Below are 13,965 nucleotides of genomic sequence, written 5' to 3'. Positions count from 1 at the left end.
CCGCTCCGGGCGAGCGCCCGGGACCGGGAAACGCGCCGTCGGCCGGTCCGGCGGAGCCGGTCGGCGGACCAGCACCCGGAGCCCCGCCCGTCACGGAGAGTGCGCGACCGACGCCGTGGCGCGCTCGGCGACGGCCGGGGACGCGACCGGACCGGGGTCGGGCATCCCCGAAGCGCGGCAGCCGACTCGGCCCCGGCCATGACCAGGCGCCCGCGATCTCCGCGCCGCCGGGGTGGAGCAGCCGGGTGAAGCGGCCTCAGCAAACGTGCTTTCCGCCGACAAAAACGGGCATTCGACTACCAAAGGCGGGGGAAAGTACCGGGGTAGCCCAGACGCTGCGCGGCAGACCGCGCGAGGGAGGGTCCGTGGATTCGACCACCACGTTCATCACCGTCGCCGTGGTGGCGGCGGTGCTTCTGTTCGCCCTGGCCGTCGGGGTGTTGGTGCGGCTGGTCCGGGCCCGGCAGGGCCTGCGCCGCGCGGGACTCCCCACCGGGCCGCGCTGGGTCTTCTGGGGCGCGGTCCTGTATTTCGTACTGCCGACCGACCTGTTGCCCGATCCCGTCTATCTCGACGACATCGGAGTGCTCCTGCTCGCCCTCCGCACCCTGCACCGTTCTCCCGACCGCTCCGGTGCCGAGGGCTGACCAACCGGCGCTCCTCGCGCCAAATGTCACGGAGAGTAAGGAAACCAATCACCCGTTCGATTCGTATAAGTACCTGGGGGTCGCACGAAGACAACGGGCCGAGTGACACGGCCGGGCGACACCGCTTGATCGAGGCAGTACCGAAGAGGGAGAGACCATGCAACCGTTCGCGCTCAACTACGCACGCCCAGCGGCGGAGTTGGAGTTCGTGACTCCGTACGCCTACGACTCCGGACGGCAGTTGAACGTGCTCTTCGACGGTCGGATAGCCGCCCGCGACCACGCCCTGCTGAGAGAACTCGGGACCACGACCTCGACGGCGGGCTCGAAGACCCACTTCGACGACTGAACACGAGCGGCCGACCATGACCGTACTGATCCTCACCTGTGAAGAAGACGTCACCACGGACATGGTGATCGTCCACCTGAACGCGACCGGCGTCCCCGTGGTCCGGCTCGACCCGGCGGATCTCACCAACGGCGTCGCGCTGTCCGGCGAGTACGTCCACGGTGCCTTCCGCGGCCATCTGTCCTCCGCGGGGCGCCTGGTGAGCATCGAGGGCCTGCGTTCCGTCTGGGTCCGCAGGCCCGGCGCCCCGGCCGCCCACGCCGCCGGCGCCTCCGCCTGGCTGGCCGAGGAGTCCTCACAGGCCCTCTACGGCATGCTCCGCGGCAGCGGCGCACGCTGGATGAACCATCCCGACGCGGCCGTGCGCGCCCGCCACAAGCCCTGGCAGCTCCATCTCGCCCAGCGCACCGGGCTGCCCGTCCCGGCCACGCTGATCACGACCTTCCCCCAGGCCGCCCGCGAGTTCGCGGAACGCTATCCGGATCTGGTCGTGAAGCCCGTCTCGGGAGCGCACCCGCAGGATCCGCCCCGGGCGGTGCCGACCAGCCGGGTGGCACCGGACGCCGACTTCACGGCGGTGGCGTACGGCCCGACACTGCTGCAACGCCGGGTCGCCAAGAGCGCCGACATCCGGTTGACCGTCGTCGGCGAGCGGATGCTGGCGGCCCGCAAGGCGGCGGACCCGGACGCCGATCCCGACCTGGTGGACGTGCGCTACGCCTCGTCCGCCGTGCCGTGGCGCCCCGTCGAGGTGCCGCCACGGGTCGCCGACGGGGTACGCGCCTACCTCCGCGGGGCGGAACTGGCCTACGGCGCCTTCGACTTCGCCGAGGACGCCGACGGCACCTGGTGGTTCCTGGAGTGCAACCAGTCGGGCCAGTTCGGGTTCGTCGAGGTGGACACCGGCCAGCCCATCGCCCACGTCATCGCGCAGTGGCTGGGCCGGCCGGCGGCGGACGCGCACCCGGAACACGCCCACTGCACCGGTACCGCCATGCCGTGAACCCCGGCCCGCACGCACCCCCACACCCAGGCCTCCCCGGCCCGTACCGTGCGCCGGGCCCCCGTCCCGACCCACGCACACCCCGGCGTGCCCTCGGCCGGCCGAAGGGTCGGTCAGCGCGGCGACTGCCCCGGCATCAGGGCCGTCCGCTGCCAACCGGCACCGGGCGAGGAGGCGCGCGGCGCGGTCTCGGGATAGCCGAGCGCCTGCGTCGGGCGCAGCACTATCTCCAGTTCCCTGCTGACGCGTTCGGCCTCCCGGCGTACCTGGCCGGGAACGTCTCCGCGTTCCGCGATGAGTCGGTCGTAGATGGGGGAATCGTGGAACACCGGGCAACGTGCCTTTCGTCTGGTACGCCTCTTGCGCTGCTGCGCCTCGGCACGATTGCCGAGTCTAGGCGCCCTCGCACACCTCGGTGTTAATTCCGGGAGAGACGGGGGAGAACCGGACAGCCGCCGACACACCGGTCTTTCCGTACGCAGTGGCCGCCAGCAGGGCATCGGCCCTGGTGATCGCCTCACGCACCCCCTCGGTTCCCATCAGGACGCACAGGGTGTAGCTGACGTCCTCCAGCTCCCGGGCCGCGGCGGCCGAGCCGTCCCGTTCGGCACGGGCGATCTGCAACGACGCGTAGCGGGCGAGCAGTCTTCTGACGACCTTCGGGTCCGGAACCAGCACGCGACGCCCCTCTCTCGGATGTGCGCTCCGTCTGCCCGGTCCGCCGCCGGACATGCACGGCATCCGAAACCGCCCGCTTCCAAATCAGCCGTACGCAGTTGAACAAGGGGCACGCCCCTCTGAACGAACGGTGTACCCCGATGTCCCGCTCCAGCCGCTTGCTCTGCGCCCTCTACCTCGCCACCGGTTCCGGACTGGCCTGGCCCGCCGTCCTCGAGTTCCGCTTCGGGCCCGCGTGGGCCGGGTGCCTGTTCGTGGCCGCGAGTCTCGTGCCGGTGATCGCCGTCCTGCGTGAGAGCGTCCTGTGCGACCACCGCAGGGACGCGGCCCGACTGCGACGGCTGCACGCGACCTCGGCCGCGCACGCCGGCCGCACCGCCCTGGACCAGGCGGTCCGCTCCCAGCTCGACGCCGCGTGCTGCGAGCGCTGGTGGACCAGCCTGGGCGCCGACCACGACTCGGCGTGCCGTCACCGCACCCACCGGAGCAGCGCGGCCTGACCGGCGCCCCGGCGGGCGTTCAGGCGTCCGCCACGCCCCGGACGCCGTGGTGGGACTGCGAGACGGTTCGGAGGGTTCACTCCTCCAGCGCGCGGGCGAGTTCCGTGGTGGCGCGGGCGATCTCGGCGTCGTCCTCGGCCATCAGGTGGCGCAGCTCGGCCCGGCGCGCCCGGACGGCCTGCCGCGCCTTGCGCTCCCAGACGACGTGGTTCTCGTGGTGGTTGAGCAGTTTGGGGTAGACGGCGGCCGTGGCCTCCCACTGGCGGGCGTCGGCGATGTTGCCGAGCAACTGGATGATCTGCGCCCGGCAGGTGACCTGCGGGAGCCGGGCGAGCTCCCAGAGGAACGGGACGGTGGCGGCGGTGGCCTGCTCCACGACGAAGCCGAACTGGCAGATGCGTTTCCTCAAGTCGTCGAGCGCGCTTCTGGCCGTCTCGGCGTCACCCCAGGCGACGCTGTTGAGCAGCAGCGGGATGGCCGCCGCGGAACCGGAGGAGTCCTTGATCTCGTGCCAGGGCACCTGCCCCAGGGCCATCAGGGGCGCGGTCCTGGCCACGCCCCGCGCGGGTGTGTCGCTGTCGGTGCGCTGCGTGCTCGGCTGTGCGGTCGGAGCGGGACGCATGGCGGTGAGCCTTTCCACGGCGGTCGTGTCAGCGGAGGGGGCCGGGCGACGGCTCGGCACGGGCGGCGGTGCTCGCGAGGGCCGGGCGGTCCGGCTCCCGTGGTCGCGCAGGTCCTCGGACGGGGCGTGGGCCGCGCCCGGCCGGTGTCCCGGCGGCACGGCGGGCGGGTACGGGTCCTCCGTGGCCGCAGCCGGCACGGGAGCCGCTGGACGAGCCGGCTCCCGGCGGCGGCCGCTCCCCGGGATGTGCGGAGTGGACGGTTCGCACCGGCGCCCCACTGATACCGGTCCCACCTGCCGACAGCGCGGCCTCGCCCGCCGGCCGGACCGCTCCGGGTGCAGGTGACGACACGGCATCCCCCTGATGTGAGGTCAGGTTGCGGCGTCCACACGGGGGTTGACGCCACGGCTATTATCCACGCTGAAGGCCTCCGCGTGCAATTGCACGAGAAATTGCGCGAAATTCGACGGTCGTACGCGGGGTTCGACGAGGAACGTGAACAACGGCGAGGATCGAACAGCGAGGAGACGTCGGTGCCAGGAGTACACAACGGTGTGCGGGCCAGTTCACTGGACGCCACCTGGGTCAAGAGCCGCCACAGCAACGCCGAGGGCAACTGTGTCGAAGTCGCCTCGCTGACCGGCGGAGGCATCGCGGTGCGCAACTCCCGTGATCCCGACGGGCCCGCGCTCGTCTACACGCCGTCCGAGTTGGCGGCGTTCCTCGCCGGGGCGAAGGAGGGGGAGTTCGACCATCTGCTGTGAACCCGCCGCGACAGCGGACAGCGAGCGCGAGCGGAATCCAACTCCCCTGCTTTCCGGCCACACATGAAGGAGACCGGAAGCGTGCGATAGGGTGGTTGGCACTTCTGCCGGTCAGCTGGGAGTCAGGATGTCCGCCGAGTCGCATCGCATCTCCCGTCTCGAACCTTATCTGGACAGACCCGAGCCTGCCCCGACTTTGCTCAAGATGCTGGTCGGCGTGCAGCTGGCCGGCTTCCGGGAGGACGCGGGCCTCTCCCAGGACCAGGCGGCGCGCACCCTGGGGTTCAGCGGGGCGAAGCTCTCCCGTATCGAGTCGGGCAAGGGCCGCAGGCCGCCGACGGAGCACGACGTCCGTGCGCTGCTCGAGCTCTACGGCACGGACGAATACGCGACCTCGGTCCTGCTCAAGCTGCTCCGGCGGGCGGGCGAGCCCGGATGGTGGCAGCGGTACGACAAACGGCTGATGCCGGAGTGGTTCGACCGTCTGGTCGGGTTGCAGGAGGCCGCCGCCACCATCCGTACGTTCGAGATCCAGTACGTACCGGGCCTGTTGCAGACGCCCGCCTACACCCGGGCCGTGGTGGAGCGGGGTCTGCCCAACGCGTCGGCCGCCGAGGTGCAGCGCCGGGTCGAGCTGCGGATGCGCCGGGCGGAGCTGCTGTCCCGCAAGGACGCCCCTCAACTGTGGGCGGTCGTCGACGAGTCGGTCCTGCTGCGGGTGCTGGGCAGTCCCACGGTGATGCGCGAACAGCTCGCCCACCTGGTCGAGATGGCCCAGCGACCCCATGTGACCGTGCAGGTCGTGCCCCTGGACGTGACGAACGCGTCGGCGCCCGCCATACCGATCACCTATCTGCGTTTCGGCGGACTCGACCTGCCCGACGTCGTCTACCTCGAACACATAAGAAGCGCGAACTTCCTGGAGGACCGGGACGAGACCGAGGAGTACCGGCTCGCGCTGGACCGGCTGGCGGACGAGGCGCTCAGCCCGCGCGAGTCGCTGCGGTTGCTGCGCGCGACGATGGCGGGGCGCTATCAGCGGTCCTGAGCGTCACTCACGATCCCTGCTCGCGAACGCCGCTCGCGAACGCCGCTCGTGAGCACCACTCGCGGTTCCTGCCCGTGAACACCGCGGAACCCCGGCCGTGTTCTGCGTCGGGTTGCGCGGCCGGGTTCCGGGGCCGGGTCAGCGGAGGCGGCCGACGCCGCCGAACTCGATCCACTCCTGGGTGAGCTGGCGCGGCGCCACCTCGTTGTCCGGGCGCCAGCCGGACACCTCCACCAGGCCCGGCTCCAGGATCTCCGTGCCGTCGAACAGGGCGGCGAGGTCCTTCTCCTGGCGAACCCGGCCCCAGTGCCCCTGCGTGGCCTTGTCCATGAAGTCGGTGACGAACGCGCGGACCTCGGCGTCCTCGCTGACCAGCTGGCACATCACCAGGAAGCTGCCGGGCGCGAGTCGCTCGCTCACCCGGCGTACGACGGCCTGCGGACCGTCGGTCTCGCTGTCCGGGATGCAGTGGAAGACCGAGTTGAACAGCACCGCCACCGGCTCCGAGAAGTCGATCAGACGCCGGGTGTCCGGGTGGTCGAAGATCTGGTCGGTGGCCCGCAGGTCGGCGTGGATGACGGTGGTGCGCTCGTCCTGCTCCAGCAGTGCCCGGCCGTGGACCAGCACCATCGGGTCGTTGTCGACGTAGACGACGTGCGCGCTGGGGTCGACGCGCTGGGCGACCTGGTGCACGTTGTCCTGGGTGGGCAGGCCTGAGCCGTGGTCGAGGAACTGGCGGATCCCGTAGTCGGCCGCCAGGGTCCTGACCACCCGCTGGAGGAAGCGGCGGTTGTTCACGGCGAGCCGACGGGTGCTGGGGACGACCTTGTCGAGCTCCTCGCAGGCCGCCCGGTCCGCCGCGTAGTTGTCCTTGCCGCCGAGATAGTGGTCGTACATCCGGGCGGCGGTCGGCACATTGGCATCGATCTTCGTGGACAGCTGCTTTTCCATGTGCATCGCTCCCCCAGCTCCGTACCGTGCCACCTGCACGACTGACGGTACATCCTAGGGACTTGGCGTTCTGCCGTTCCAGCCTGTGCGCCAAACTCCCTGTGGAACAGCCAGGTTGCTCGCGCAACCTGTCAGCAGGGCGTTTCTCGTCGGCCGTGCCGACCTGCCGCGGACCACCACGGATTCTTCACCTTTCGGACACGCATCAGGCGTCGGGACCTGAGCACTCGCAGGTGATGGATCGCCGGGAGGGGATGTCGTGATCGTGGTCGCCGTTCTGCTGCTGCCGCTGCTGTCCGCCCTGCTGATCGTGATGGACCGGGTGGAGGACCACATGCTGCGTCCCGCCGACTCGAGACGCCGGCACGCCGGTGGGCGTCGGCAGCTGCGCCTGGTGCGGGGCGGCCGCCGGGACGCGCGGGAGGACCCCGAGCAGCGCCCCGCCGAGCACCCCGCACCCGAGGGCGGGCCCGGGACCGCCCCGGCGGCCCGCGCGGCCTGAGCACCGAGCACCGAGCACCGGGAGGCGTGCGCGTCGGCCGGGTCGTGTGCGAGGCTCGCCCACGGCCGGCCGCCACGAGGGCGCCGGCCGGAGGACCGTGCGGCACGGTGGAAGGCGGCGGCATGCGCATCGGACTGCTCGGAACCGGACCCTGGGCACACCTGGTCCACGCTCCCGCCCTCGCCGCACATCCCGAGGTCGACTTCGCGGGTGTCTGGGGCCGTCGCGCCGACGCGGCGAAGGAACTGGCCGAACAGCACGGCACCCGGCCGTACGACGACGTGGACGCGCTGTTCGCCGAGGTCGACGCGGTGGCCGTGGCCCTTCCCCCGGACATCCAGGCGGGTCTGGCGGCGCGGGCCGCGCGGGCCGGGTGCCATCTGCTGCTGGACAAGCCCGTCGCGACCGACGTCGAACGGGGACGCGCCGTGGTCGACGCCGTGCGCGAGACCGGTGTCGCCTCGGTGGTCTTCTTCACCACCCGCTTCCTGGCGGACCCCGCGGCCTGGGTCGACGAGCAGGCGGGGGTGGGCGGCTGGTTCACCGGGCGGGCGCAGTGGCTCGGCGCGGTGTTCACCTCCGACAGCCCGTTCGCGGCCTCGCCCTGGCGGCGGGAGAAGGGCGCGCTGTGGGACGTGGGTCCGCACGCCCTGTCCGTGCTGCTCCCGCTGCTCGGCGACGTCCGGCGGGTGACCGCCGCGGCGCACGGTCCGGGTGACACCGTCCACGTGGTCCTCCGGCACATCGGCGGCGCCTCCAGCACGCTGACCCTCAGCCTCACCGCACCGGCCGCGGCGGCGGGGGCGGTCGTCGAGCTCCGGGGCGAGCACGGAGTGACCCTGCTGCCCGAGCGCTCCGAGGGCGCCGTGCCCGCCTTCGGCCGCGCCGTCGACGCCCTGCGCGAGGCCGCCCGCACCGGCGTCCCGCACCCGTGCGACGCCGTGTTCGCCCTCCGGGTCACCGAGATCCTCACCGCGGCCGAAACGCTCCTGACCGCCGACACGGACTGACCGACAGGGACTGACCGACACGGACCGGCCGACGGGAACCCGCCGACGCGGACCGGGCAACGCGAAAACGGCCGTCCACACCGAGCGACCGCGCACGCCGAGCGACCGCGCACACCGCTCGGCAGCGCGCCGCGCGTCCGGACGCCGGCCTCCGGACGTGCGGCGCGCGCGCCGACGTAGGAGCGTGGTGGTGTGGGAAGCGTGCGTGCCGGGTCACTCCGCCGGGACCGCCGGGGCTGGCTGCGGGGCGCGCCGCCGCCCCGGTGGGTCCGGGCGCTGCCGCCCGTCCTGATCTGCGTCGTGGCGGTGGTCACGCTGCTGAGCCCGGATCCGCTCGACATCGGCTTCCTGCTGGGCGCCATCCCGCCCCTGGCGGTGCTGTCGTACGGGCCGCTCGCGACGGCCCTGCTCGGTCTGGTCGCGGTCGTGGTGCTGACGGTCCCGGCGTTCCAGCTGAACCGTCCGGGCAACACCGACCTGCTGACCGTCTGCTTCGTGGCCCTGCTGAGCATCTTCGTGTCGTACGTGCGCAGCCGCCGGGACGCCCAGCTCGACCTGGAGCGCACGGTCGCCGAGGCGGCGCAGCGCGCGGTCGTGCCGGAGGTGCCGGAGCGGGTCGGCCCGGTGCGCTGCGCGGCTCTCTACCGCGCGGCGCAGCACGGAACGCTGGTCGGCGGGGACTTCTTCGACGTACGCGAGGGTCCGCACGGTGTGCGGGCCGTCCTCGGCGACGTGCAGGGGCACGGGCTGGCGGCGGTGGCGACGGTGGCCCTGTTGCTGGGGACGTTCCGGGAGGCGGCGCTGGACCACCCCGACCTGGAGTCGATCGTCGGCCGGCTGGACCGCAGGCTGCTGGTGGACGCGGCGCAGAACCGGCGTGACGAGCGGTTCGCGACGGCCGTGCTGCTGGACATCTCGCCGGAGGCGGACATGGTGCGGATCGTGACCTGTGGCCATCCGCCGCCCCTGCTGCTGCACGACGGAACGGCCCGCGAGGTCGGCAGCGCCCCCTGGCCGCCGCTCGGTCTCGGGCTGCCCGACGCCTCACCGCACGGCGAGGGCACGGTACGGCTGTGCCCGGGCGACCGTCTCGTCCTGGCCTCCGACGGGGTCTGGGAGAGCAGGGACGCCACCGGGGCCTTCTACCCACTGCCCGAGCGGCTCGCCGCGCTCGCCGCGGAGCACGGTGACGACCCCGAGGACCTGGCCGAGCGGGTGTGGGCCGACGTCCTGCGGTTCTGCGGCACGTCGACGGTCCACGACGACGTCACCTGCCTCATCCTCGCCCCTGATCTCACCGCATCACGCTGACCTGGGGATTTCCCGGAGAGCGAGCGGTCGTCCGGGCCGGTCGGAATCGGCTCGGACATCCGGGTGAGTCCCGCCCGTACCGGGGCACCCGCGTCTTCCGGATGCGCACCGCGCCCGCGCGATGAATGGTGATAGTGGGCCCCGGTGCAGGCACCGGGCCGAAGCAGTCCCCACGGACCCGAGGAGCAGTGATCATGGAGACGTCACAGACCGACGCGTCCCGGCAGGTCCGGGAGCGCGTCACCCCGGACAACCTGCTCCACACCCGCACCGGCACGGAGGTGGCACCGGAGGACCTGGTGCTCGCCACCGGCCGGGACGTGACCCCGAGCAACCTGGAATGGGCCCGGCGGAAGCTGGACAAGGAGGGCCCCGCCGCCATGGAGAAGCTGCTGCCGTAGGACGCGGAACGGCTCCCCGTTAGCCGGTACACCCTTTCGAAAGGCACCTTCGGGCTGACAGACTCCCGAGGGTGCCAGACTTCGACATGCTCGTCCTCGGTTCAGGACCCGGTGGCCAGAAGGCCGCCATCGCCGCCGCCAAGCTCGGCCGCCGGGTCGCCGTCGTCGACCGCCCCGACATGGTCGGTGGGGTCTCCATACACACCGGCACCATCCCTTCCAAGACGCTGAGGGAGGCGGTGCTCTATCTGACCGGACTCACCCAGCGCGATCTGTACGGGCAGAGCTACCGCCTCAAGGACGACATCACCGTCGGCGATCTGACCGCGCGCACCCAGCACGTGGTCGGCCGCGAGGTCGACGTCATCCGCAACCAGCTCTCCCGCAACCAGATCTCCCTGTACGCCGGTATCGGCCGCTTCGTCGACGCCCACACGGTCGCCGTGCGCGAGGCCGACGGCCAGGACCAGTTGCTGACGGCCGAGCACATCGTCATCGCGACCGGCACCCGGCCGGCCCGGCCCGAGACCGTGGAGTTCGACGGGCGGACGATCCTCGACTCGGACAACGTCCTCACCCTGGAAGGGGTTCCGCGTTCCATGGTGATCGTGGGCGCGGGGGTGATCGGCATGGAGTACGCCTCCATGTTCGCCGCGCTCGGCAGCAAGGTCACCGTGGTCGAGAAGCGGGCCGGGATGCTCGACATGTGCGACGTCGAGGTCATCGAGTCGCTGAAGTACCATCTGCGCGACCTCGCCGTCGCGTTCAGGTTCGGGGAGACGGTCGCCGCCGTCGAACGCCATGCGCGCGGCACGCTGACCGTGCTGGAGAGCGGCAAGAAGATACCGGCGGACGCGGTGATGTACTCGGCGGGCCGGCAGGGCCTGACCGACGAACTCGACCTGCACAAGGCCGGGTTGACCGCCGACCGGCGTGGCCGGATCACCGTCGACGAGCACTACCGCACCGAGGTGCCGCACATCTACGCCGTCGGCGACGTCATCGGTTTCCCGGCGCTGGCCGCCACCTCGATGGAGCAGGGGCGTTCGGCGGCGTACCACGCCTTCGGGGAGCCGGTCGGGCAGATGGACCACCTCCAGCCGATCGGCATCTACACCATCCCCGAGATCAGCTTCGTGGGCCGGACCGAGGACCAGCTGACCGAGGACTGCGTGCCGTTCGAGGTGGGCATAGCCCGCTACCGGGAGCTGGCGCGCGGACAGATCATCGGCGATCAGCACGGGATGCTGAAGCTGCTGGTCTCCCCGGAGGACCGCAAGCTGCTCGGTGTGCACTGCTTCGGCACCGGGGCGACGGAGCTGATCCACATCGGACAGTCCGTCATGGGCTGCGGCGGAACGGTCGACTACCTGGTCAATGCGGTGTTCAACTACCCGACGCTCGCCGAGTCCTACAAGGTCGCGGCGCTGGACGCCACCAACAAGCTGCGTCAACTGGACCGTATCGGGGACTGATCCGGGGACCGGACCGGGGCCCGGCCGGAAACCGGGCCGGGGATCTTGGGGCTATCATCACTCGCACACTCGGTGTGATCTTTCGCCGATCCAGCGGTTGAACGGCGGCCACCTGCTCCTTCGCCGCCCCTGAACCGAGGTCATCCCCCTCCGGCGCACGGCGGCCGCGCCCCACCCCCCGACGTCGTCGGGGCCGGACCGGCCGCCCTCGCGTCGTGCACGACGGAAAGCAGCACAGCCATGAGCAAGAGCAGGGGCAGGGGACTCCAGGCCAACGCCCTCGGTACGTTCGACACAGTGGTGATGGCGGTCGCGGGCAGCGCTCCGGCCTACTCGCTGGCCGCGACCACCGCGGTACTGGTCGGCGCGGTCGGTGTGGCCAGCCCCGCGGCTCTGCTGTACTGCGTGATACCCATGCTCGGCATAGCGCTGGCGTTCAGCTATCTCAGCCGCATCGACGTGAACGCCGGCGCCAGTTACTCGTGGGTGGGGCGCACGCTCCATCCCTTCCTGGGGTTCGTCAGCGGCTGGGCGCTGGTGGTCTCGGCGACCGTCTTCATGGTGGCCGGGTCACTGCCCGCCGGTTCGATGACGCTCGCGCTCTTCGACGAGGGCCTCGCCGACGACACCGCGCTGTCCACGCTCGTCGGCGCCGCCTGGTTCCTGCTGATGCTGGGCGTGGTGCTGGGCGGCGCGCGGCTCACCGTCCGCGCGCAACTTCTCATGTCCGGCGTCGAGTTGGCCATACTGGTCCTGTTCGCGGTGCTCGCGCTCTTCCACTCGGGCAACGCCCGCGCCTTCGACTGGTCCTGGTTCGGGTTCGGACACTTCGACGGGGTGTCGGGGTTCGCGTCGGGCGCGCTGGTCGCCGCGTTCTACTACTGGGGCTGGGACGTCACCAGCAATCTGAGCGAGGAGACCCGCAACAGCCGCCGTACGACAGGACTGGCGGGCCTGATCGGGGTGGGGACCGTGTTCCTGCTGTTCGAGGTGTTCACGATCGTGGTGAACGTGATCCTGTCCACCGAGCAGATCGAGGACAACGCCGCCAACGTGCTGGGGGCACTGGGTGAGGAGATCTGGCCGGGCTGGGGCGGCAGACTGCTGACCGTGGCGGTGATGCTGTCCACCATCGCCACCCTGGAGACCACGCTCATCCAGGTCACCCGCTCGCTGTTCGCGATGGGCCGGGACCGTACGATGCCGGCCGCGCTGGGCCGGGTGCACCGCACCTGGAACACCCCGTGGGTGGCGATCACGGTGGTCGGCGCGGTGGCGCTCGCGATGTTCGTGGCGGCCAACGCGCTGGGCTCGGTGGGCGACATCCTCGCGGACGCCATCTCGGCGATCGGTCTCCTGATCGCGGTGTACTACGGTCTCGCGGGCCTCGCGGTGGTCGTCGCCTACCGCAGGATGCTGCTGAGATCGCCCGCCAACTTCGTGTTCGGCGGGGTGTGGCCGCTGTTCGGCGCCCTGTTCATGTTCTGGATCTTCGTCGAGTCGCTGGGCGAGCTGAGCGCGGCGGCCGTCGCGATCGGCGTCGGCGGGCTGGCCGTCGGACTGGTCCCGATGTTCTGGTACTGGCGGCAGGGCAGCGACTACTACCGGCCCGCCCGGCTGGACGCCAGCCGCACGGTCGCGACGGAGTACGTCCCGGCCGACCGTGCCGCCGCGGCCTCGGCCGCCCACGAGGGCCTCCCCACCGACTTCTGAGGGGGAATCCGATGGCGCGAGACCGTTTCGCTCCCGACTTCGACCCCGACTGCGGGGACACGGCCGTCACCTCCGCCCGGCACGACATCGTCATCGGCCGCTGGCAGGGGCTGCGGGAACTGCTGCGGGCCACCGGCCCCGACTGGGCCGCCCGGGGACACCGGGTCCGGCTGCTCGCGCAGGCCTGCATGGACAGTTCCGCGGTCGAGACCTGGCTGGCCGCCGAGCCGCACAGCGCCGACGCGCTGGTGCTGCGGGCGGCCACCGAGGCGGTGCGGGCCTTCACCCTGGCCATCGCCGCCGGCCGGGGTGTGCCCATCGACCAGCACCGGGTCGACACCGCGGTGCTGGCGTGCCTGCGGGCGGCCGAGGCCCTGCCCCAGGATCCGACGCCATGGGTCTCCCTGATCTCCGTGGCCCGGCTGTACCCGTCGGGGGTACGGCGGCAGGAACTGGCGCGCTGGTGGGACGAGTTGCACCAGCGAGACCCGTACAGCGTGGAGGGCCACCTCCAGGTGCTGCACTACTACTCCGCGCGCTGGCACGGCACCCACGGCGTCATGTACGACTTCGCCCGCGACGCGGCGGGCTCGGCGCCGCCCGGCTGCGCGCTGCCGGTCCTGGTGCAGTACGCCCGGGTGGAGGAGTACCGCTACGCCCTGGACGCGGCGCAAGGCAGCCGGGCCGCGATGCGGCTCGGCCGGCACTGGGACGACGACGGCGCGGTGAGCGACGTACGGCGCACCTGGCAGCGCTGGCTGGCGGACCGCGCCGACCTGGACGCCCCGGTCGAACCGAGTGACCTGCGTGACCTCAACCACCTCGCGCACGCCGCCTGTCTGGCGGGTGCCGAGGACGTCGCGGGTCCGTTGCTGCGGATGCTCGGCCGCCGGGCGACGCGTACGCCATGGTCGTACACCGGCGATCCGCACCAGCAACTCGCCAAGTGGCACAAGGAGTTGGGATCACCGGTGTGACTCCGGCCGTGCC

Annotated in this window: 17 protein-coding genes; 13 read left to right on the top strand and 4 right to left on the bottom strand. The window is 71.7% G+C overall.

Features of this window, described 5'->3' with window-relative positions:
* Positions 1–365: 365 nt before the first annotated feature.
* The 3 genes from ACZ60B_RS14100 (at position 366) to tgmB (ending at position 1,999) form a co-directional block, all read left to right on the top strand.
* The gene (locus ACZ60B_RS14100) at positions 366–647 is read left to right on the top strand and encodes a DUF1232 domain-containing protein (RefSeq protein ID WP_162468528.1); all 282 of its coding nucleotides are present in this window, start codon (positions 366–368) and stop codon (positions 645–647) included.
* Positions 648–804: 157 nt separating this feature from the next.
* Positions 805–996, top strand: a complete 192-nt coding sequence (gene tgmA, locus ACZ60B_RS14095) for a putative ATP-grasp-modified RiPP (protein ID WP_152887452.1) — start codon at positions 805–807, stop codon at positions 994–996.
* A gap of 16 nt (positions 997–1,012) precedes the next feature.
* Complete coding sequence (gene tgmB / locus ACZ60B_RS14090) at positions 1,013–1,999, top strand: ATP-grasp ribosomal peptide maturase (protein WP_469386552.1); 987 nt, start codon at positions 1,013–1,015, stop codon at positions 1,997–1,999.
* Between the two features lie 113 nt (positions 2,000–2,112).
* On the opposite strand, the gene ACZ60B_RS14085 is transcribed toward tgmB, so the two are convergent.
* Entirely contained in the window at positions 2,113–2,328 is a 216-nt protein-coding gene (locus ACZ60B_RS14085) for a hypothetical protein (RefSeq protein ID WP_469386550.1), read from the bottom strand.
* 64 nt (positions 2,329–2,392) lie between these two features.
* On the bottom strand, positions 2,393–2,677 hold the full coding sequence (locus ACZ60B_RS14080) for a DUF5133 domain-containing protein (RefSeq protein WP_469386548.1): 285 nt from the start codon (positions 2,675–2,677) through the stop codon (positions 2,393–2,395).
* Between the two features lie 140 nt (positions 2,678–2,817).
* Here ACZ60B_RS14080 and ACZ60B_RS14075 point away from each other — a divergent pair, with 140 nt between their 5' ends.
* On the top strand, positions 2,818–3,177 hold the full coding sequence (locus ACZ60B_RS14075) for a hypothetical protein (protein WP_469386546.1): 360 nt from the start codon (positions 2,818–2,820) through the stop codon (positions 3,175–3,177).
* A gap of 76 nt (positions 3,178–3,253) precedes the next feature.
* Here ACZ60B_RS14075 and ACZ60B_RS14070 read toward each other — a convergent pair whose 3' ends face one another.
* Positions 3,254–3,799 (bottom strand): hypothetical protein, encoded by a 546-nt coding sequence (locus ACZ60B_RS14070; RefSeq protein WP_469386544.1) that lies wholly within the window; start codon positions 3,797–3,799, stop codon positions 3,254–3,256.
* A gap of 534 nt (positions 3,800–4,333) precedes the next feature.
* Here ACZ60B_RS14070 and ACZ60B_RS14065 point away from each other — a divergent pair.
* Both ACZ60B_RS14065 and ACZ60B_RS14060 read left to right on the top strand, forming a co-directional pair.
* A complete protein-coding gene (locus ACZ60B_RS14065) occupies positions 4,334–4,564 on the top strand; it encodes a DUF397 domain-containing protein (protein WP_469386542.1) in 231 nt (76 codons plus the stop codon).
* 127 nt (positions 4,565–4,691) lie between these two features.
* Positions 4,692–5,612, top strand: a complete 921-nt coding sequence (locus ACZ60B_RS14060) for a helix-turn-helix domain-containing protein (protein WP_469386540.1) — start codon at positions 4,692–4,694, stop codon at positions 5,610–5,612.
* Between the two features lie 138 nt (positions 5,613–5,750).
* Here ACZ60B_RS14060 and ACZ60B_RS14055 read toward each other — a convergent pair whose 3' ends face one another.
* Positions 5,751–6,569, bottom strand: coding sequence for an SAM-dependent methyltransferase (locus ACZ60B_RS14055; RefSeq protein WP_469386538.1), 819 nt, complete (start codon positions 6,567–6,569; stop codon positions 5,751–5,753).
* 253 nt (positions 6,570–6,822) lie between these two features.
* On the opposite strand from ACZ60B_RS14055, the gene ACZ60B_RS14050 reads away from it, so the two are divergent.
* The 7 genes from ACZ60B_RS14050 to ACZ60B_RS14020 all read left to right on the top strand — a co-directional run bounded on the left by ACZ60B_RS14050 (position 6,823) and on the right by ACZ60B_RS14020 (position 13,952).
* Complete coding sequence (locus ACZ60B_RS14050; protein WP_469386536.1) at positions 6,823–7,065, top strand: hypothetical protein; 243 nt, start codon at positions 6,823–6,825, stop codon at positions 7,063–7,065.
* Positions 7,066–7,187: 122 nt separating this feature from the next.
* Positions 7,188–8,075, top strand: a complete 888-nt coding sequence (locus ACZ60B_RS14045) for a Gfo/Idh/MocA family protein (protein WP_469386534.1) — start codon at positions 7,188–7,190, stop codon at positions 8,073–8,075.
* Positions 8,076–8,267: 192 nt separating this feature from the next.
* On the top strand, positions 8,268–9,386 hold the full coding sequence (locus tag ACZ60B_RS14040) for a PP2C family protein-serine/threonine phosphatase (RefSeq protein ID WP_469386532.1): 1,119 nt from the start codon (positions 8,268–8,270) through the stop codon (positions 9,384–9,386).
* Between the two features lie 194 nt (positions 9,387–9,580).
* On the top strand, positions 9,581–9,787 hold the full coding sequence (locus tag ACZ60B_RS14035) for a hypothetical protein (protein ID WP_469386529.1): 207 nt from the start codon (positions 9,581–9,583) through the stop codon (positions 9,785–9,787).
* A gap of 71 nt (positions 9,788–9,858) precedes the next feature.
* Positions 9,859–11,262 (top strand): Si-specific NAD(P)(+) transhydrogenase, encoded by a 1,404-nt coding sequence (gene sthA / locus ACZ60B_RS14030; protein WP_469386527.1) that lies wholly within the window; start codon positions 9,859–9,861, stop codon positions 11,260–11,262.
* A gap of 240 nt (positions 11,263–11,502) precedes the next feature.
* The gene (locus ACZ60B_RS14025; RefSeq protein WP_469386525.1) at positions 11,503–12,975 is read left to right on the top strand and encodes an APC family permease; all 1,473 of its coding nucleotides are present in this window, start codon (positions 11,503–11,505) and stop codon (positions 12,973–12,975) included.
* A gap of 11 nt (positions 12,976–12,986) precedes the next feature.
* Positions 12,987–13,952: a hypothetical protein gene (locus tag ACZ60B_RS14020; RefSeq protein ID WP_469386522.1), complete on the top strand. Its 966-nt coding sequence runs from the start codon at positions 12,987–12,989 to the stop codon at positions 13,950–13,952.
* The last annotated feature ends 13 nt before the right edge of the window (positions 13,953–13,965 follow it).

Source organism: Streptomyces sp. NPDC104096 (assembly GCF_055584385.1).
The sequence above is the reverse complement of the archived record's forward strand: the minus strand, read 5'-3'. Positions and strand labels throughout refer to the sequence as shown.